A 19,443-nucleotide genomic window follows, 5' to 3' on the forward strand; every position below is an offset into this window, starting at 1 on the left:
GGGAGGTCTTGCGGGATGCCCGCCTGTATTTAGGCTTGCCTTACCTAAATATGTAAGGGCGGTCATGAGGAAGATCCAGGTAGCAGTCATCGGCGCGGGGCCGGCGGGCATCTATGCCGCCGACATTCTGACCAAGGAGTACGAGCACGCACGCGTCGACGTATTCGACCGGCTGCCCGCGCCTTACGGGCTGGTGCGGTACGGCGTCGCCCCGGACCATCCGCGGATCAAGGAGATCATCAAGGCGTTGCGCCGGGTGCTCTCCCGGGACGAGAACGTTGTGCGTTTCATCGGAAACGTCCACTACGGGACCGATCTCACCCTGGCCGATCTGCGGCGCCACTACGACGCGGTGATCTTCTCGACCGGGGCGCGCGCGGACCGGGCTCTCGACATCCCGGGCATCGACCTGCCGGGAAGCTACGGCGCAGCCGACTTCGTGTCCTGGTACGACGGGCATCCCGACGTGCCCCGCTCGTGGCCGCTGACGGCGAGGCACGTCGCGGTGCTCGGCGCGGGCAACGTGGCACTCGACGTCGCGCGGATGCTGGCCAAGCCGGCCGACGAGCAACTCGGTACCGAGATCCCCGGCAACGTCTACCAAGGCCTTGCCGCGAATCAGGCCACCGACGTCCACGTGTTCGCCCGTCGCGGCCCGGCGCAGATCAAGTTCAGTCCCATGGAGTTTCGTGAGCTGTCGCACTCGCCGAGCGTCGACGTGATCGTGCATCCCGAGGGTTTCGAGATCGACGAGGCCAGCCAGCACGCCATCAACACGAGCAAGTCGACCAGGCTGGTGGTGGACACGATGATGAAGTATCTGCAGCGTGAGCCGACCGGCGCGCCGCACCGGATCCATCTCCACCTGTGCCAGTCGCCCGTGGAGGTGCTGGGCACGGACCGGGTCGAGGGACTTCGTACCGAACGAACTGGGCTGTGCGGGGACGGAAATGTCCGTGGTACAGGCGAATTCATCGACTGGCCGGTCGAGGCCGTGTACCGCGCCGTCGGCTACCTGTCCACGCATCTGGCGGGTCTGCCGTTCGACCACCACGCCGGGGTGGTGCCTAATGACGCGGGACGGGTGCTCGACATCGACGGAGGGTTGATCGATGCCACCTATGTGACGGGATGGATCAAACGTGGCCCGATCGGCTTGATCGGGCACACCAAGTCCGACGCCGCCGAAACGGTCACGAGTCTGCTCAACGACCTGCCGGGCCTGCGGGCCGCCGAAACCACCGACCCCGACGCGATACTCGAGCATCTGGCGGACAACGGCGTCGACTACACCACCTGGGCCGAGTGGGAGCGCCTCGATGCCCACGAGGTGTCGCTGGGTGAGGTGCAGAACCGTGAACGCGTGAAGGTGGTTGCGCGCGAGGACATGATCCGGGCCGGCCGCGACGCTCTGGTGCGCGACTGATCCGGGTCGGGCCGCGGGGTTACCCCAGCGTGCTGTGCACGGCCAGGGTGGCCGCGACGGCGTTGGCCGCTTCGGCACCCTTCTTCACGAAGTGCTTGGTGAAGTAGTCGATGTGCTCGTCGTGCTCGTGGAAATGGTGCGGGGTCAGCACGACCGAGAACACCGGCACGTCGGTGTCGAGCTGCACGCGCATCAGCCCGTCGATCACCGCGGTGGCCACGAAGTCGTGGCGGTAGATGCCGCCGTCGACCACGAGTCCGGCTGCGACCACCGCCCGGTAACGCCCGGTGAGCGCCAGACGCTTTGCGGTGAGTGGGATTTCGAAGGCGCCGGGCACCTCGAAGAACTCCAGGGCCGAGCCGTCGAAGCCGTGGGTTCCGATCTGTTCGGTGAACCCTTCGCGGGCCTTGTCGACGATGTTGCGATGCCAGGTGGCTTGCACGAACGCGATCTGAGTGGCTGCGTCAGACATGTAGTGACGCTATCGCACGTCGAGGTAGGCGTCCGCCCAGGCGCCGATGATCCGTCCCGCGCGTTTGGCCTGGCCGGGTCCGGTCAGCAGGTGTTCGGAACCCTCCAGGGAGACGAAGCTGCGCGGATGGCGGGCGGCCCAGAAGATGTCGCTGGCGTTCTTGATGCCGACGGTGTTGTCGGTAGGGGAATGCAGGATGAGCAACGGCATCTTGAGGCTTTTGATCTTGTCCAGCAGTTCGGCAGCCCGGACATCTTCGACGAACGACCGCTTGAGCGTCAGCGTCTTCCCGCCGACCATCCACTGGCCGCTGCCCTCGGCGAAGACCTGCTCGAGGCATGCGTCGTACTGATGCTCGACGTGTCCGACGTCGAACGGCGCACCGACGGTCACCACTGCCCGCACACCGGGGGACTGCCGGGCCGCGGCGATAACCGCCGCGCCACCCCACGAGTGCCCGATCAGGAGATCCGCCGGGGTGCCGCGCTCGGCCATGAACCTGCAGGCCGCGATCACGTCGTCGACCTTGACGGTGAACGAGCCGTCGCCCCAGTCGCCCTCCGAATCGCCCAGGCCGAGAGCATCGAAGCGCAACATCCCGATGCCGTCGGCGGCCAACTGCTTGCAGATGCGCGCAGAGGCCGGAGAGTCCTTGCCGAGCGTGAAACCGTGCGAGAACACCCCCCAGCCCCGCACCGGCCCGTCGGGCCGGTCGATCACACCCGCCAGCGTCGGGCCGGTCGAACCTGCGAATGTGACGCGCTCACCCATGACGGTGGTTTACCACGGGCCAGAGCAAAGCGGCGACGATGCCGCGCGCCAGGTGTTGACCGGAGGTACCTGTGTGGTCGCCAGCCTGGCTCCGTAGGGTGAATGGACCGGCCGGTCATGGTCAACGTCGCCCATGACGCCGTGTCTGAATGTAATGAGAGTGTGGAGCAATCAGGTGCCTCTGAACACCATCGCGCTGGAGCTCGTCCCGCCCACCCTTGAACGCGGTGTGCAGTACCCCGTCGAAGAGGCGCGAAAAGTGCTCGCCTTGGCAGCTGAGACCGGCATCGAAGGCCGGATCCGCCACGTGATGATCCCCGGGATGATCGATGAGGACGACGACCGTCCGATCGAGATGAAGCCGCGGATGGATGTCCTGGACTACTGGAACATCCTCCGGCCCGAGCTGCCCGGCATGCACGGTCTCTGCACGCAGGTCACCTCATTCCTGGACTCCGAGGCGCTGGGCCAGCGCCTGAACGATCTGAGCGCGGCCGGCTTCGAGGGCATCGCGTTCGTCGGCGTGCCGCGAACCATGAAGGACGGCGAAGGCGAGGGCGTGGCGCCCACCGATGCCCTGTCGATCTATGAGGAGCTGGTGCCCAACCGCGGCGCCATCCTGATACCCACCCGTGAGGGTGAGCAGGGCAGGTTCAACTTCAAGTGCGACCAGGGCGCGACGTACGGCATGACCCAACTGCTGTACTCCGACGCCATCGTCGAGTTCCTGACCGAGCTCGCCAAGACCACCGACCACCGCCCTGAGATCCTGCTGTCCTTCGGGTTCGTGCCGAAGATGGAGACCAACGTCGGTCTGATCAACTGGCTGATCCAGGACCCGGGCAACGAGGCCGTCGCGGCCGAGCAGGCGTTCGTCGCGGACCTGGCCCAGCGGGAGCCCGCCGACAAGCGCCGGCTGATGCTCGACCTCTACAAGCGGGTCATCGATGGCGTCGCCGAGCTCGGCTTCCCGCTGAGCATCCACTTCGAGGCGGCCTACGGGGTCTCGAGGCCGGCGTTCGAGACCTTCGCCGAGATGCTGGAGTACTGGGCGCCGGATCGGGTCTAGTGCCCGGTCAGATGCGCCGGTAGCCGTGACGCGTCAGGTCGAATCACATGTCGAGGACGAGCCGTCCGGATTTCGATCCGGCGCGAGAGACACACACCAGCATCTGGCCGAGTTGGCGTTGCCCATCGGTCAGGAGCGTGTCGCGATGGTCGACGGTGCCGTCGAGCACCCGCTGGACGCAGGTCCCGCAGAAGCCTTGCTGGCACGAGTAGCCCACGTCGGGCACGGCTGCTCGCAAAGCGGCCAGGATGCTCTCGCCCGGTCCGACCCGGATCACCCTCGCGCTACGCGCCAGCTCCACTTCGAATGACGAGCCGCCGGCTACCGGTGGCGGCGAAAATTGTTCGGTATGCAGTTCGATCCCTGAACCGACTGGCACGGCCCGGCGCACGGTCTCCACCATCGTCGTCGGGCCGCACAGGTACACCGCGGTCTGCTCATCCAACCCGTCGAGCAGTTCGGCGACGGCGGGCCGGCCGTGTTCGTCACTCGTGCGCACCCGCACCTTGTCGCCCCAAGCCGACAGTTCTTCCAAGAACGGCAGATTGCTCCGGTGACGGCCGACGAAGCGCAACGACCATGGCACATCGAGAGACTCGGCGAGCCTGGCCATCGGCAGGATCGGGGTGATGCCGATACCGCCCGCGATGAAGCGCAGTTTCTCGGCGCGTGACGCAGATCCGGGAATGGGCATCATGAAAGCATTACGCGGGTCACTGATCTCGACGATCTCGCCCACACGGAGGTCATGCACCTCCACCGAACCGCCCGTGCCTCCGGGGATCCTGCGCACCGCGATCCGATACTCCTTCGTGCGGTACGGATCTCCGCACAGTGAGTATTGCCGCACTCGGCCGGACGGCAGATGCAGGTGGACGTGTGCGCCCGGATGCCACGCGGGCAGAGGCGTTCCGTCCCCAACCGCCAAAGTGAGTTCGACGACGGTGCCGTCGCGCGCGACCGTTCGTCGATCCGTCACGAACACAGCCCTACGGTTGAAGGCTCGCCCGAGTTCGGGCAGTTTCTGATCGCCACCGAGGCGCATCACCCCCGACGCGAAGTGGGATACCGCGGATCCGGCCAATCGGGTGAAGGCGTCGGGACGCACGGCCCGGTGAAGGCCCGGTGGCGGTTGATCGACATACGGTTTGAACAGATGTTGCGCCAGTCGGGAAACCCGCCGGGACCGAGCGGGTCCGTCGTACTTCTCAGCCATGGGCAACTCGCGCCGCCGGGGAGGTGGCCAGATATGCCACCGCCTGCGCCGTGACGCCCTCATCGACCGGGGTGTAGTCACGTCTGAGGAACCTCAGCCCGGACCTGAGCATGAAGCCGGCCGTCGGTACGTTGCCGCACTTGCCAGACGCGCGCAGCTTCCACAGGATCCGCAGGTACCCGAGGTTGGGCAACGCCGGATCCTCGTGGACGAGGAATCTCGTGCCGCGCAGCAGCAGCGCGAAGAACACGACACTGACCAGGACACCGGAGACCGCCTGGGCGACGTAGTCCATGCCGAAGTACTTGGCGACGTTGTAGGAGACGTGGCGGTGCTCTACCTCCTCGGCTCCGTGCCACCGGTAGAGGTCGCACAGCGTCGGATCGACGTCCGCGTCGTCCCAGGCGTTGTTCAGTGCCCAGTGACCCAGTACGCCGGTGAAATGTTCTGCGGCGCAAAGCGCATGGGTGCCCGAGGACAGGGCTTTGCGTCGGCGTTGGCCGGTGGCCGAGCTGACCCGCTGGTCGAATTGGCCCGCAACCCATTCCAGCTGCAGGTAGAACGGGTCGGGGTCGATCCCATGTCGTCGCACATATTCGACGAGGACGTCGTCGTGCGTCTTGGCGTGCACGGCTTCCTGACCGATGAAACCCACGATCTGGTCTCGCAGTTGTTCGTCGCGTACATACTCCAGCGAGTCGCGGAGCAGTCTGCTGAACCACCGCTCAGCGACCGGAAGAAACAGGTTGAGCGCCGTGACGATGTGCGAACCGTAAGGGTCTCCCGGAATCCAATGCAGAGGTGCTGTTTTCCAATCGAACTGAACCTGCCGCGGGCGCAGCGCCACTTCCTCAGGGGCGAAGCGATCCGCTTCAGCGGAGTTGATCTGCTGTTCAGGCTGCAAGTGGCCCCCTTGGCTGGAACTCGGCGTAGTTACCCCGGGGGCGGCACTCGTTGCCGCCCCTCAATCGGTATTCGGAGCGGCGGCCCTCGCAGATGGCATCCCGCCCGCGCGGGATTGACGGACGCGGGCTGTACCTGTCGGTGGTCGAATGTATGTTCGAATCATGCAGGCGGGTGCGGTTGAGGCGGTAGCGGCGTTGCGGACCGCCTACGACGCGTTCGCTGCCTGTGACTTCGCCTTGCTGACCCGGTCCGAGTTGGTTGAGGTGCTCGATGAGTACGAGGCACTGCTGTGTCAGCTGCCCTCGTCGATGCATCGGATGCTGGCGCGGTTGCAGGTCGAGGCCACACCTCGGGAGCTAGGCGCCAAGTCGTGGAATGAGGTCCTGCGAATCCGGTGGCGGCTCTCGACCACCGAAGCGGGCCGGCGGTTGGGTGAGACCGCCGAGTTGGGTCCGCGGCGTTCGTTGACCGGGCAACCCCTGCCCCCGGTGCTGCCAGTGGTCGCCGCCGCGCAAGGCGCCGGGTTGATCAACGGTGATCACGTGAAGGTGTTGCGCGACGCGATCAACCGACTGCCGGGGTTTGTCGACCAGGTGACCCGTGAGCAGTTCGAAGCCGACCTGGTGCGGGTCGCGGTCGGGGTGGGCCCCAAGGAACTCAAAGACACCGCGGAGTTGCGGTTGTTCCTGCTCGATCAGGACGGGCCCGAACCCGACGACACCGAACGCGCCCGCAAACGCGGGCTGTCGGTGGGCAAACAGGGCCGCGACGGCATCACCGCGCTGACGGCGAACCTGAGCCCCGAAGCCGCTGCGGTGTGGGAAGTATTGTTCGCGAAATTCGCCGCGCCGGGCATGTGCAACCCCGACGACGAGGAACCCTGCACGTTCGGCACCCCCAGCCAAGCCCAGATCGACAACGATCACCGCAGCCTGGCCCAACGCCAACACGACGCCCTGATCGTGATCGGGCGGATCGCGTTGATGAGCGATCTGGGTCAGCTCAACGGGCTACCGGTGTCGATCATCATCCGCACCACCCTGCACGACCTCGAATCGCGGGCCGGGATCGGAGTCAGCGGCGGCGGCACCAAACTACCCATCAAAGACGTGATCCGGATGGGTAGCCATGCCCACCATCACCTCGCGGTGTTCGACCGCGCCACCGGATCAGCACTGAACTATTTTCGGGCTCGGCGCATTGCCAGCCCGGCGCAGCGGATCATGTTGATCGCTCGTGACGGGGGCTGCACCAAACCGGGCTGTGCTGTCGGCGCCTATGGATGCCAGGTGCATCACGCCACCGCCGATTGGGCTGATGGCGGCAACACCAATGTCGACGAGATGGCCCTGGCCTGCGGCCCCGACAACCGTCTGGTCCACACCGACGGCGGGTACAGCACCACCATCAATCCCGACGGTGTGCCCGAATGGCAACCGCCACCAGAACTCGACCACGGCCAGAACCGCATCAACTACCTCCACCGCCCCGAACTGCTGCTCACCCCACCCGAACCCGCAGCCCACCAGCCCACCCCGCCCGAACAGAACCTGCAGCCCGTTCCCGAGCCAGAGCAGGAACCGGAACGGGACGCCGCGCCGATGCTCAACGAGCACGCTGAGCCGGCACCCCAGCGCAACCCACAGTCGGAACGCAACCCGGAGCCCGGGCACGTCCGGGAGCCGGAGTGGGACACGACACCACAACCGGAGTGGGACCGGGCGCAGGAACCGCAGTGGCCACCCGAATGGGACTTCAAGCCGGATCCAGCGTGGGAGCGGCAACCCGAGCCAGAGTGGGCACCCGATTCGAACCTGGACTGGGACCCGCAGTGGAACAACGACTTCGACCCACCCGGGCTCACCCCACCCAACATCGAACACCTCTGGGACACAGACCCGCTACACCCAGACCTGTCCGATCCCCGACTCCCACACGACTGGACCCTGCTCGACCACCCCGACCCATGGCAACGCGTCGACAACGACCGCGCCGGCGGAGGCAAGGGAGTACGCGGGCCCTAGTCCGCACCCATGGCAGCGGTGACCGCCTGCGCGATGAAGCGCACGGCGTCGTTGCGGCTGACCGATGCCATCAACTGCGCAGCCGCCTGAATCTCCGGGCCCACCAGGCACGTCGGTCCCTCGGTGAGGTTGGCGAACGCGGTCGCCACCACGTCGTCGACGGCGGCGGCGCCCGGCGGCGTCTGCTCGGCCGAGGAGATCTGGCCCCGTTCGTACTCGAGCTTGCGCAGCGCCGGGGTGTCGGTCTTACCGAGGATCAGCCCGAGCACGTCGACGCCCTTGTCATGCAGTTCGGTCCACAGCGCCTCGGCGAACACCATGTCGAAAGCCTTGCTCGCACCGTAGGCCACCATGTTCGGGCCGCCGGCGAATCCGGCCCCTGACCCGAAGATAATGATGCCCCCGCGGCCGCGATCCACCATCGGCTGTGCGTAGTGGTGGCACAACTGCATCGGCACCATGCAGTTGCGCTGCACCAGTGATTCGGCGTCCGACAGCGGCCCGGACAAGAACGGCGCGAACCTGGGATCGGCGCCCGCGCAGTAGACCAGGAACCCGATGTCCAGATCCGAGGTCGCCGAGATCACCTCGTCGGCGGCACCGCACGCTGCCAGATCTATTGCCAGCGTGCGGGTCTGCACCCCGGTGCGGGCGGCGATGCCCGCCGCGACGTCATCGAGAACCGCTTGGCGTCGCGCCAGCAGCACCACGTTGAGGCCGCGCCGGGCCAGCTCTTCGGCCATCGCCGAGCCGACCCCGTCGGAGGCGCCGGCGACAAGCGCCCACGGACCGTACTTGTCTGCGTATTCCATACGTGTCTCCCTAGACAGCTATGACTCGGACCGGGGTGAAGCGCCGCCGCGCGATGCGCCAACCGCCGGCGGTGCGCACCAGCTCGTCGTCGTAGAAGCCGACGGCGTTGACGCCGGAATTGTTGTCCTGCGCCATGATCAGACCGTCGATGTAGGTCCGTGCGGTTGCGGTGTCGCCATCGACGGCGATCGCGTAGTTGCTCAACCGGTGCATGGTGTGGCCGGCCATCGCGTGCGATTGATCCATGAACTCGGTGACCGCATCCACCCCGTTCCACTTGCCGATCTCCCCGTAGTCCAGCACGCAGTCATCGGTGAACACCATGCGGAACAGCGGCCAGTCCCGGCGGTCGATCCCCGTCGCGTAGCGAACCAGCACATCGACGATGCCGAGGTGGTCTTCGTGGTAGGTCATGCGTGATCTCCGTTCGGATGCACAATGATTCGCGCCGGGCCCGCCGACCGCCGGGCCAGGTCGAGCGCGTCGGGAACCCCGTCGAGCTGCACCACCATGCCGATGCTGGGTAACGGGTCCAGGTCTCCGGCGACGATGGCGTCCAGTATTCCGTACCAGTCCTGGGGCCACGGCCCGCCGCCGAACTGCAGGGTCACTCCCTGGCGGGTGGCGGTCGTGATGTCGAGGGTGTCGCCCGTGTACCAACCGCCGGCACAGTAGATGCGGGTCCCCATGTCGGACTCCTCGACGATCTTCTGGATCAAGCCGGATGCCCCGACGCATTCGAACACCACGGCGGGACCCCACAGGTTGCGTTCGGCGCGTACCTCGCGCCAGACCGCAAGCGGTGAGTGCTCGGCCGGGTCGACGGCGATATGGGCGCCGAACTCTTTGCAGGTCAAGTCACGTCGATCGGCCTGGTAGTCCGAGACGATGATCGGTTCGACGCCGCGGCGGGCCAGGGCCGCCACCGCGGACAGCCCGATCGCGCCGGCACCGATCACGATGGGAATCTCGCCGGGTTCGAGTCGGGCGCTGCGCACATAAAACTCGCCCACCGCGAAGGCGTCGGTGAGTGCGACGGCGTCGTCGGTGGCGGCACAGTCGTCGGGGACGGCCCGGGCGATGGATTCGGCGACCACCAGCAGTTCGGCGAAACTGCCCTGGGTATCCGGGTGCTGGCCGATGATGTGTGCACCGTCGGCGCCGCCGTTGACCAGTCTGATGGGGATCGACGTGACGCGGGTGCCGACGGGGAACTGATCGGTGCAGCCGGGCCCGTGGCCGACGACCTCCCCGATGAACTCGTGGCCCAGGACCACGTCCCGGTCGGCATCGTAGAGCGAGCGGCCTGTCGGGTCGTCGAGCCCGAGTTCTGGGTGGTCCATGAAGTGGACATCGGACGCGCAGATCGCGGTGCTGAGTACCCGCAACAGAAGCTCGCCGTGGCCCGGCAGCGGATCGGGGATCTCTCGCACCGTCAGTGCGCCCTCTCGTAAGACGACTGCGCGCATCGCACCTATCAATTCTCTAATATTCGAGATAGTCTCTCGAATTGACAAGGCTGACTGTAGGAACCGCCCAGAACGGAGTCAAGGGTGCGCGGTGCGGGCTCGGCGCCGACGGGACGGGTGCTCGACGTGATCGAGTTGCTGGCGGGTTCCGGCGACTCGCGGTTGCGGTTCTCCGATGTGGTCAGCGCAGTGGACCTGACGCAGGCCACCGCGCACGCAATCCTCAAGACGCTGTGTGACCGGGGCTGGCTGATCCGGGACCCGGTCGACAAAACCTTCGCCCTCGGGCCGGGCCTGGCGGTGGTGGCTGCCCGAACGGAGGCGGCGCGACCGCTGGCGCATGCGGCCCGCATTGCCGCACAGGAACTTTCGCAGCAGCTGGAGTACGCCGCTTCTGTGGTGGAACGGGTGTCGGACGAGCTGGTGATCACCGCCTTCGAAGGCGCGGGCCCGCGTCCGGCGGGCACGCCGGGGGACCGTATCCGGTATGCGCCGCCGTTCGGCGTCGCCTTCGCGGCATGGGATTCGCCGGCCGAGCAGCTCGCCTGGATCGACCGGGCCCCCACCACGGGAAAGGCGCTGACCGCACGGCTCAGCGACGTTCTGGCCCAGACCAGGGAGCGGGGTTTCGACGTCGACTGGACGACACCGGACCTGACCCGGGCGGCGCAGATGGTCGGTTCGCTACCGAGTGACGGGCTGCCCGAGCACGTCCGCGGGATCACCGATCAACTGCTCGCCGAATTCACCACCATCGGCCTGGCCCCGGCAGGCGGCGCAGGCAAGTCACAGCCGGTCGCCACGATCGCGGCTCCGGTGTTCGACGCTCACGGCCGGGTCGCGCTGATCCTGTCCGTCCACCCGCTGCGATCCATGACCGCCCGCCAGGTGGAGACCGCCGGTCATCGGGTCAGGCGGGCCGCCGATCGGCTGAGCCGACCGTGAAGGTGAACTCCGCGACGTTCTCCACGCCGCCGGACACGATGTCGCCGGGCTGCATCGGGCCGACCCCGGCGGGGGTACCGCTGTAGATCAGGTCGCCGGGTGCGAGGTCGACGGCTGCCGAGATCGCGCTGATGACCTCCGGCACCGACCAGATCAGGTCCTTGAGGTCACCGTGCTGTTTCAGCTCGCCGTTGACCCGCAGCCAGATCTCGCCACTGTCGGGGTGACCGACCTCGCCGACCGGATGGATCGGGGTGCACGGCGCCGACGCGTCGAATCCCTTGGCCCAATCCCATGGCCGGCTCAGCTTCTTGGCCTCGTCCTGTAGGTCGCGCCGGGTCAGGTCGACGCCGACGCCGTAGCCCCACACCAGGTCCAGCGCGTCGTCCGGCGCCACGTCGCGGCCACCGGCACCCAGCGCCACCACGAGCTCGATCTCGTGGTGAAACGACGTGGTCAGCGACGGGTAGGGGACTGTGCCCGTCGCATCGATCACGGCGTCGGCCGGCTTCATGAAGAAGAACGGCGGCTCCCGGTCGGGGTCCTTGCCCATCTCCCTCGCGTGGGCTGCGTAATTGCGTCCGACGCAGAACACCCGTCGTACCGGGAAGCGCTCGGGTCCGGTGCTCACCGGAAGCGATGCCTGCGGTGGGGGCGGGATCACGAAGTCGGCCATGCGACCATCTTCCCCGTCCGTTGTCAGAATGCGTCGTTGTCCAGTTGCATGACGTCGCTGTCGACCGACTCCACGACCTCACGCACGGCGGTCAGCAGCGGCAACATGTTGTGCGCGAAGAACTTCGCCACCGCGACCTTGCCTTCGTAGAACGCCCGGTCGCGGTCGGCGGCCGGACCGGTCAGACCGGCCAGCGCGGTCTGAGCGACCTGCGCGCCGGCCAGCAGGCGCCAGCCGATCAGCAGATCGCCCACCGCCAGCAGGAACCGCACCGAACCGAGGCCGACCTTGTACAGCTGCTCGGGCTGTTCCTGGGCCGCCATCAGGTAACCGGTGAGGGTGGCCGCCATCGACTGCACATCGGCCAGCGCGGTGGCGAGCCGGGCCGTCTCGGATTCCAGCCCATCGGTGTTGGCTTCGATCGTCGCCGAGATCTGGGCCGCGACGTGGGCCAGCGCAGCACCTTGGTCGCGGACGATCTTGCGGAAGAAGAAGTCCAGGGCCTGGATGGCGGTGGTGCCCTCGTAGAGCGAGTCGATCTTGGCGTCGCGGATGTACTGCTCGATCGGGTAGTCCTGCAGGTATCCCGATCCGCCGAGGGTCTGCAGCGATTCGGTCAGGATCTCGTAGGCCTTCTCGGACCCGACGCCCTTGACGATCGGCAGCAGCAGATCGTTGACGCGGTGCGCCAGGCCGGCATCGGCGCCCGAGACATGCTGCGCCACCACGGAATCCTGGTGCGCGGCGGTGTACAGGTACACCGAACGAAGGCCCTCGGCGTAGGCCTTCTGGGTGAGCAGGCTGCGGCGCACGTCGGGGTGCTCGATGATCGCGACCCGCGGTGCGGTCTTGTCGGTCATCCTGAGCATGTCCGAGCCCTGGATGCGCTCCTTGGCGTACGCCAGAGCGTTGAGGTAGCCGGTCGACAGGGTGCCCGCGGACTTCACTCCCACGGTCATGCGGGCGTTCTCGATCACGCGGAACATCTGCGCGATGCCGTTGTGCACGTCGCCGACGAGATAGCCGACGGCCGGGGTGCCGTGCGCGCCGAACGTGAGCTCGCACGTCGGCGACGACTTGATACCCATCTTGTGCTCGAGCCCGGTGACGAACACGCCGTTGCGCTCGCCGAGTTCCAGGGTCTCCGGGTCGAAGTGGAACTTCGGAACGTAGAACAGGCTCAGGCCTTTGGTGCCGGGCCCGGCGCCCTCGGGGCGGGCCAGCACGAGGTGGAAGACGTTCTCGGCGGTGTCGCCGACGTCGCCGCCGGAGATGAAACGCTTCACCCCGTCGATGTGCCACGTGCCGTCGGGTTGCGGGATGGCCTTCGTGCGTCCGGCGCCCACATCGGATCCGGCATCGGGTTCCGTCAGCACCATGGTGCCGGCCCAGCCCTTGTCCATGCTGATGCGCGCCCAGCGCCGCTGCTGCTCGGTGCCGACCTCGGCCAGGGTGTGCGCCATGGCCGGACCGAGACCGTAGAAGAACATCGCCGACGGATTGGCGCACATGATCATTTCCTGGATGGCCCACACCAGCGAGGCAGGTGCCGGTGTGCCACCGGCGTTCTCGGCGATCCCGATGCGCCACCACTCGGCGTCCTTGACGGCCTGCACGGTCTTGGCGAGGGGTCCTGGCACCGTGATGTCGTGGGTGGCCGGATCGAACTCGGGCGGGTTGCGGTCACCGTCGGCGAACGACTCGGCGACCACACCTTCGGCAAACCGCGCCACCTCCTCGAGCATGGTGCGTGCGGTGTCGGTGTCGAGGTCGCCGAACGCGCCCGAGTCGAGGACCGGACCCAATGCGAGAACCTGGAAGAGATTGAATTCGATATCGCGAACGTTGGCGATGTAGTGAGCCACGATCGGCAAGCGTTGCCGAGGCCGGACGGGGTACGCAAGCGTAGGTTCCAGCAACCTACGGCTACGGAACCGGAGGTTGCCAGTTCCGCGGGCGATGTGAGCTACATCACATTTGATTCCAGCCCCTATCCTTGACCGAGTGTCCGAACCGTCCGTCGCCGAGCTCCGCTCCCGCCTCGACGACCTGACCATCCGAGACGCGGATCGGCTGCGCCGCCGCTTGCGGAATCTCCGTGGTGGAGACACGGCCAGGATCGCCGAACAGATCGCGACCGCGGAAGCGCTCGTGCTCACCCGCCAGGCTGCCGTCCCGGCCATCACCTACCCCGACCTGCCGGTCAGTGAGCACCGCGACGAGCTGGCCAAGGCCATCAGCGAGAACCAGGTGGTGGTGGTCGCCGGCGCGACGGGCTCGGGCAAGACCACGCAGCTGCCCAAGATCTGCCTGGAGCTGGGCCGGGGCATCCGCGGCACCATCGGCCACACCCAACCCCGCCGGCTGGCGGCCCGCACCGTCGCCCAGCGCATCGCCGACGAGCTGGGCACCCCATTGGGCGACGCCGTCGGCTACACCGTGCGCTTCACCGACCAGGCCAGCGACTCGACCCTGATCAAGTTGATGACCGACGGCATTCTGCTCGCCGAGATTCAAAGAGACCGCCGGCTGCTGCGCTACGACACCCTGATCCTCGACGAGGCCCACGAGCGCAGCCTCAACATCGATTTCCTGCTCGGCTATCTGCGCGAGCTCCTACCGCGTCGGCCAGACCTCAAGGTCATCGTCACCTCGGCCACCATCGAGCCGGAGCGGTTCGCGGCCCACTTCCATGAAGCTCCGATCGTCGAGGTTTCAGGCCGGACGTACCCGGTGGAGATCCGGTACCGGCCCCTGGAAGTCACGGTCGGCGGTGAGGACGACACCGAGGATCCGGACGACCCCGACCACGAGATCGTCCGGACCGAACTGCGTGATCCGACCGAGGCCATCGTCGACGCGGTCCGCGAGTTGGAGTCCGAACCACCGGGCGACGTCCTGGTGTTCCTGTCGGGCGAACGCGAGATTCGCGACACCGCAGAAGCATTGAAGGACCTGCGGAACACCGAGGTGCTGCCGCTCTACGCCCGCCTGCCCACCGCAGATCAGCAGAAGGTATTCCAGCCGAGCCACAGCGGGCGACGAATCGTGTTGGCCACCAACGTAGCCGAGACGTCACTCACCGTGCCGGGCATCCGCTACGTCGTCGACCCGGGCACCGCACGGATCTCCCGTTACAGTCGTCGCACCAAGGTGCAGCGGCTGCCGATCGAGCCGATCTCGCAGGCGTCGGCCACCCAGCGGGCCGGCCGCTCCGGACGCACCGCGCCCGGCGTCTGCATCCGGCTGTACTCGGAGCAGGATTTCGAATCCCGGCCCCGCTACACCGATCCGGAGATCCTTCGGACGAACTTGGCCGCGGTCATCCTGCAGATGGCCGCGCTGCAACTCGGGGACATCGCGGAGTTCCCGTTTCTCGATCCGCCGGATGCCCGCAGTATCCGTGACGGCGTCCAACTGCTACAGGAACTCGGCGCGTTCGACGCGGCCGGTGCGCTGACCGACGTCGGCCGGCGACTGGCCCGGCTGCCGCTCGACCCGCGGGTCGGCCGGATGATCCTGCAGGCCGACACCGAGGGCTGCGTGCGTGAGGTGCTGGTGCTGGCCGCGGCGCTGTCGATTCCCGATCCCCGGGAACGCCCGAGCGACAAGGAAGAGGCGGCGCGGCAGAAGCACGCCCGGTTCGCGGACGAGCATTCGGACTTCATCTCGTACCTCAACCTGTGGAACTATCTGCGCGAGCAGCGAAACCAGCTCTCCGGGAATGCCTTCCGGCGGATGTGCCGCGAGGAGTTCCTGCATTACCTGCGAATCCGGGAGTGGCAGGACCTGACCGGGCAGCTGCGCAGTATCGCCCGCGACATCGGGATCCGCGAAAGCGATGAAGCCGCAGAGCCGGCCGCGATCCACGCCGCCCTGACCGCCGGCCTGCTGTCCCACGTCGGCCTGCGCGAGGGTGAGGGCCGCGACTACGCGGGCGCGCGCAATTCCAAGTTCGTGCTCGCACCGGGCTCGGTGCTGACGCGCAAGCCGCCGCGCTGGATCGTGGTGGCCGACCTGGTCGAGACCAGCCGGCTTTTCGGCCGTATCGCCGCCAACGCCGAACCCGAGGCCATCGAGCGGGTCGCCGGGCATCTGGTGCAGCGCAACTACAGCGAGCCGCACTGGGAGGCCAGGCGTGGCGCGGTGGTGGCGTTCGAGCGGGTCACGCTCTACGGGCTGCCGCTGGTTCCACGCCGGAAGATCGGCTACACCCAGATCGATCCGGAACTCTGCCGCGAGTTGTTCATCCGGCATGCACTGGTCGAGGGCGACTGGCAGACCCGGCACCACTTCTTCCGGGACAACGCCCGGCTGCGGGCCGAACTCGAAGAGATCGAGGAACGGGCCCGGCGGCGTGACCTGCTCGTCGGCGACGACGACATCTACGCCCTGTACGACGCCCGCATCCCCGCCGACATCGTCTCCGCGCGCCATTTCGACGCGTGGTGGAAGAAGCAGCGGCACAAGACACCTGATCTGCTCACCTTCACCCGGGACGATCTGTTGCGCTCCGAGGACGGTGCGGACAATCCCGACACCTGGCAGACCGGCGATCTCGAACTGCCGCTGACCTACCGGTTCGAGCCCGGGGCAGCCGACGACGGCGTCACGGTGCACGTGCCGGTCGGCGTGCTGGCCCGGCTCGGTGGTGACGGCTTCGCCTGGCAGGTACCCGCTTTGCGGGAGGAACTGGTCACCGCACTGATCAAGGCGCTGCCCAAGGACCTGCGGCGCAACTTCGTCCCGGCTCCGGACACCGCGCGGGCGATCCTGGGTGACATCGATCCGGCCGCGGGGTCCCTGCTGGACGAGGTGCAGCGCGAACTACGCAGGCGCAGCGGCATTCTAGTGCCGATCGAGGCGTTCGACCTGAGCAAGATCCCCGACCATCTCCGGATGACCTTCGCCGTGGAGTCGGCTGACGGCAAAGAGGTGGCACGCGGCAAGGACATCGATGCGCTGCGCGAGCAGTTGGCCGTGCCGGTCGCCCAGGCCGTGGCCGCGGCGCTGGGCAGCGATCTGGAACGCACCGGCTTGCGGGCCTGGCCCGAGGACCTCGACGAGTTGCCGCGCACGGTGGAAAGCGTCAGCGGCGGACACACCGTCAGGGGTTATCCGGCCTTCGTGGATACCGGAAAAGCCGTGGACATCAAGGTGTTCGCCAACCCGGCCGATCAGGCCGCGGCCATGCGGCCGGGCCTTCGCCGACTGCTGAGGCTGACAGCACCGTCACCGGTCAAGTCGATCGAACGGGGCCTGAGCACCCGGACCCGCCTGGCGCTCAACGCAAATCCCGACGGCACGCTGGCCGCGCTGCTCGAGGACTGCGTCGATGCGGCCGCCGACATGCTGGTTCCCAAGCCGGTGTGGACCAAGGCCGAGTTCGCCGGCGTCCTTACCCGGGCCGGCAAGGATTTGGGACCGACCACGCAGGCCGCGGTGACCCGCGTCGAGAAGGTACTCGCCGCCACCCACGAGGTACAGGTCGCGTTGCCCGACAAGCCGTCGGCTGCCCAGGCTGACGCCATCGCGGATATCCGGTCGCAATTGGATCGACTGTTGCCCAAGGGGTTTGTCACCGTAACCGGGATCACCCGGCTGAACGATCTGACTCGCTACGTCACCGCGATCGTCCGCCGGCTGGAACGGCTGCCGCAGGCGGTCGGTGCCGATCGGGACCGGATGTCGCGGGTGCATGCCGTCGAGGACGCCTACGACGAACTGGTCCAGGCGCTTTCGCCCGGCCGCGCCGCCGCTGCCGACATCCGTGACATCGCGTGGCAGATAGAGGAGCTGCGGGTCAGCCTGTGGGCTCAGCAGCTCGGCACGCCGAGGCCGGTCAGCGAGCAGCGCATCTACAAAGCGATCGACGCCGCCGCCCGGTAGTCAGGTGATCCGGTGCTCGATGCGGCCGACTCCGTCGAGGGTCAGCGTGAGCGTGTCCCCGGGGCGTAGCCAGTGCCCGGTTTCCATGCCGCTTCCGCCGGGAAGGGTTCCGGTGCCGAAAAGTTCCCCGGGATAAAGCGGTTCGCTGCGTGATGCGTGTGCCAGCACCTCGCCCAGGCTGTGCTGCATCCCCGCGCTGCTGACTGTGCTGACCGCCGCCCCGTTGAGCTGCACCGAACCGGTGAGGGAATTGATCCGGGGCAGGATCTCATCGGCGGTGACCGCCGTGTCCGACATCGAGCTGGCGAAATGCTTGGACTTCTGCGGTCCGAATCCGCTGAGCATCTCCGGACGCTGGACATCGCGGGCGCTGAAGTCGTTGAGTACGACGAATGCACCGATCGCCTCGGCCGCCTCCTGCGCCGTCGCGTCGAACAGCGGTGCAGCCAGGACGAATCCGATCTCCAGCTCGAAGTCCAGCGCCTGCGAATAGGCGGGCACGGGAACCGGGGTTCCCGTGGGTACGAAGGTCTGTGCGTTGGACATGTAGTAGATCGGCTGTTGGTAGAACAGCGGCTTGGGTTTGAACTGCGGCACCGGCCGGCCGGTCACCCGCTCGTACAGCGACGTCACCCGGTACAGGCCCGGATGGAAGCGCCGGATCAGCCCGCGGGCCGCGTCGATGTTGTGCTGCTCGTACAGCATGAAGTCGCGGAAGGACAGCGGCTGGAACGGCAGCAGATGTTCGCTGTGCCGCAGCTGACGTTCGGCCGCCGCCGTCAGCCAGGCCTCGTCGAAAACGCGGCCGCCGAGTGGGGTGAGGTCGCGGTACCCGGACCAGTTACCTTCAGAATCAAGGGCTTCCAGACCCGGGCCGGTGGCCGTGCGGACGCGACGCAACTTCACCGGGCACGTCCCAATTGCCTGCGCAGGAACGCGGTGACGTGCCCGGACACCACGTCGGGTTGCTCGAGCCAGGGCCAGTGGCCGGTCCCCGGAATCAGCTGTATCTCGCAGTTCCGGAAGATCCGGCGGTAGTCGTCGGTTTGCGCGAAGGGTACGTAGTGGTCGTCGGCGCCCCACACCACAAGGACCTCGCCTCCGTATTCGGCGAGCCGATCGACATAGGGCGCAAGGGCATCCGGACCGGTGGACCGGTAGAGCTTCACCACCGCATCGGGTGTTCCGCGGGCGAACATGTGCTCGGCGATCGAGTCCAGTGCGTCGGCGGGCAGGCCCGGGTCCCGCATGGCGAGCACGCGACGCAGGACAGCCGGATTGCCGATCCGCGACAATGCCTCGGCCAGCACCGGGGTTCGCCACAGCTTGGCGGCGAAGTGGTTGATCACCACCGGGGCGTTGATCAGCGTGATGCTGGCGACCGAGTCGAGATGGTCGACGGCCCATGCGAGTGCCCACGGTCCGCCGAAGTCGTGGGCGACCAGATGCACGCGTTCGACGCCGAGTTGATCCAGGATCGCGTCGAGGTGTTCCGCATAGGCAGCCACCGTGTACGGCCACTGAGCCGGCTTGTCGGCCGCGCCGAAACCCGGCATCTCCGGAGCGATCACCCGCGCGAAGCCGGCCACCGGCGTCAGCAACCGGTCCCATTTGGCCCCGGCATTATTGCCGTGCACGAACACCACTGCTTCTGATGCTTGTTGCCCGTCCGGGCCTGACGGTCCGGCAACGAGCACCGGCGACCGCACCCCGTCGACAGCCAGCGTGCGGTGTTCGGCAGCGCTGTCCATCAGCGGGATTTTACGG

Annotated in this window: 16 protein-coding genes; 5 read left to right on the forward strand and 11 right to left on the reverse strand. The window is 67.2% G+C overall.

The annotated features are described in order from the left end of the window. Positions 1–64: 64 nt before the first annotated feature. A complete protein-coding gene (locus tag ACNQR1_RS02915) occupies positions 65–1,426 on the forward strand; it encodes an FAD-dependent oxidoreductase (RefSeq protein ID WP_418043869.1) in 1,362 nt (453 codons plus the stop codon). A gap of 19 nt (positions 1,427–1,445) precedes the next feature. Here the strand turns inward: ACNQR1_RS02915 and ACNQR1_RS02920 are convergent, their stop codons facing one another. Continuing rightward, positions 1,446–1,898 carry a 6,7-dimethyl-8-ribityllumazine synthase gene (locus tag ACNQR1_RS02920; protein WP_418043870.1) on the reverse strand — a complete coding sequence of 151 codons (453 nt, stop codon included), beginning with the start codon at positions 1,896–1,898 and terminating at the stop codon, positions 1,446–1,448. A 9-nt stretch (positions 1,899–1,907) separates the two neighbouring features. Beyond that, entirely contained in the window at positions 1,908–2,669 is a 762-nt protein-coding gene (locus ACNQR1_RS02925) for an alpha/beta hydrolase family protein (protein WP_418043871.1), read from the reverse strand. Positions 2,670–2,844: 175 nt separating this feature from the next. Here ACNQR1_RS02925 and ACNQR1_RS02930 point away from each other — a divergent pair, with 175 nt between their 5' ends. Next, the gene (locus ACNQR1_RS02930) at positions 2,845–3,738 is read left to right on the forward strand and encodes a mycobacterial-type methylenetetrahydrofolate reductase (protein WP_418043872.1); all 894 of its coding nucleotides are present in this window, start codon (positions 2,845–2,847) and stop codon (positions 3,736–3,738) included. A gap of 43 nt (positions 3,739–3,781) precedes the next feature. On the opposite strand, the gene ACNQR1_RS02935 is transcribed toward ACNQR1_RS02930, so the two are convergent. Both ACNQR1_RS02935 and ACNQR1_RS02940 read right to left on the reverse strand, forming a co-directional pair. Further along, positions 3,782–4,954 (reverse strand): PDR/VanB family oxidoreductase, encoded by a 1,173-nt coding sequence (locus tag ACNQR1_RS02935; RefSeq protein WP_418043873.1) that lies wholly within the window; start codon positions 4,952–4,954, stop codon positions 3,782–3,784. Continuing rightward, positions 4,947–5,858 carry a metal-dependent hydrolase gene (locus ACNQR1_RS02940; protein WP_418043874.1) on the reverse strand — a complete coding sequence of 304 codons (912 nt, stop codon included), beginning with the start codon at positions 5,856–5,858 and terminating at the stop codon, positions 4,947–4,949. Before ACNQR1_RS02940 ends, ACNQR1_RS02935 begins: the two co-directional genes overlap by 8 nt. A gap of 148 nt (positions 5,859–6,006) precedes the next feature. Here ACNQR1_RS02940 and ACNQR1_RS02945 point away from each other — a divergent pair, with 148 nt between their 5' ends. Further along, positions 6,007–7,884: a DUF222 domain-containing protein gene (locus ACNQR1_RS02945; RefSeq protein ID WP_418043875.1), complete on the forward strand. Its 1,878-nt coding sequence runs from the start codon at positions 6,007–6,009 to the stop codon at positions 7,882–7,884. On the opposite strand, the gene ACNQR1_RS02950 is transcribed toward ACNQR1_RS02945, so the two are convergent. From ACNQR1_RS02950 to ACNQR1_RS02960, 3 genes are read right to left on the reverse strand one after another with little or no spacing between them, the layout of a single operon-like run. Then, positions 7,881–8,696 carry an SDR family NAD(P)-dependent oxidoreductase gene (locus ACNQR1_RS02950; RefSeq protein ID WP_418043876.1) on the reverse strand — a complete coding sequence of 272 codons (816 nt, stop codon included), beginning with the start codon at positions 8,694–8,696 and terminating at the stop codon, positions 7,881–7,883. The two genes, ACNQR1_RS02945 and ACNQR1_RS02950, sit on opposite strands and share 4 nt — an antisense overlap. Positions 8,697–8,706: 10 nt before the next feature. Next, complete coding sequence (locus ACNQR1_RS02955; RefSeq protein ID WP_418043877.1) at positions 8,707–9,111, reverse strand: nuclear transport factor 2 family protein; 405 nt, start codon at positions 9,109–9,111, stop codon at positions 8,707–8,709. Then, positions 9,108–10,166 (reverse strand): zinc-binding dehydrogenase, encoded by a 1,059-nt coding sequence (locus tag ACNQR1_RS02960; RefSeq protein ID WP_418043878.1) that lies wholly within the window; start codon positions 10,164–10,166, stop codon positions 9,108–9,110. Before ACNQR1_RS02960 ends, ACNQR1_RS02955 begins: the two co-directional genes overlap by 4 nt. 117 nt (positions 10,167–10,283) lie before the next feature. Here ACNQR1_RS02960 and ACNQR1_RS02965 point away from each other — a divergent pair, with 117 nt between their 5' ends. Beyond that, a complete protein-coding gene (locus tag ACNQR1_RS02965; protein ID WP_418050255.1) occupies positions 10,284–11,111 on the forward strand; it encodes an IclR family transcriptional regulator in 828 nt (275 codons plus the stop codon). Here ACNQR1_RS02965 and ACNQR1_RS02970 read toward each other — a convergent pair. Together ACNQR1_RS02970 and ACNQR1_RS02975 are read right to left on the reverse strand one after the other, a co-directional pair. Further along, on the reverse strand, positions 11,077–11,787 hold the full coding sequence (locus ACNQR1_RS02970; protein WP_418043879.1) for a fumarylacetoacetate hydrolase family protein: 711 nt from the start codon (positions 11,785–11,787) through the stop codon (positions 11,077–11,079). The genes ACNQR1_RS02965 and ACNQR1_RS02970 overlap by 35 nt on opposite strands. Before the next feature lie 23 nt (positions 11,788–11,810). After that, the gene (locus ACNQR1_RS02975) at positions 11,811–13,652 is read right to left on the reverse strand and encodes an acyl-CoA dehydrogenase (RefSeq protein WP_418043880.1); all 1,842 of its coding nucleotides are present in this window, start codon (positions 13,650–13,652) and stop codon (positions 11,811–11,813) included. Positions 13,653–13,791: 139 nt separating this feature from the next. Here ACNQR1_RS02975 and hrpA point away from each other — a divergent pair, with 139 nt between their 5' ends. Next, a complete protein-coding gene (gene hrpA, locus ACNQR1_RS02980; protein ID WP_418043881.1) occupies positions 13,792–17,676 on the forward strand; it encodes an ATP-dependent RNA helicase HrpA in 3,885 nt (1,294 codons plus the stop codon). Here the strand turns inward: hrpA and ACNQR1_RS02985 are convergent, their stop codons facing one another. Further along, positions 17,677–18,582 (reverse strand): fumarylacetoacetate hydrolase family protein, encoded by a 906-nt coding sequence (locus ACNQR1_RS02985; protein WP_418043882.1) that lies wholly within the window; start codon positions 18,580–18,582, stop codon positions 17,677–17,679. Beyond that, a complete protein-coding gene (locus tag ACNQR1_RS02990; RefSeq protein WP_418043883.1) occupies positions 18,579–19,427 on the reverse strand; it encodes an alpha/beta fold hydrolase in 849 nt (282 codons plus the stop codon). Before ACNQR1_RS02990 ends, ACNQR1_RS02985 begins: the two co-directional genes overlap by 4 nt. Positions 19,428–19,443: the final 16 nt, after the last annotated feature.

Origin of the sequence: Mycobacterium sp. 48b (genome assembly GCF_048282725.1) — a bacterium.
Lineage (GTDB): Bacteria > Actinomycetota > Actinomycetes > Mycobacteriales > Mycobacteriaceae > Mycobacterium.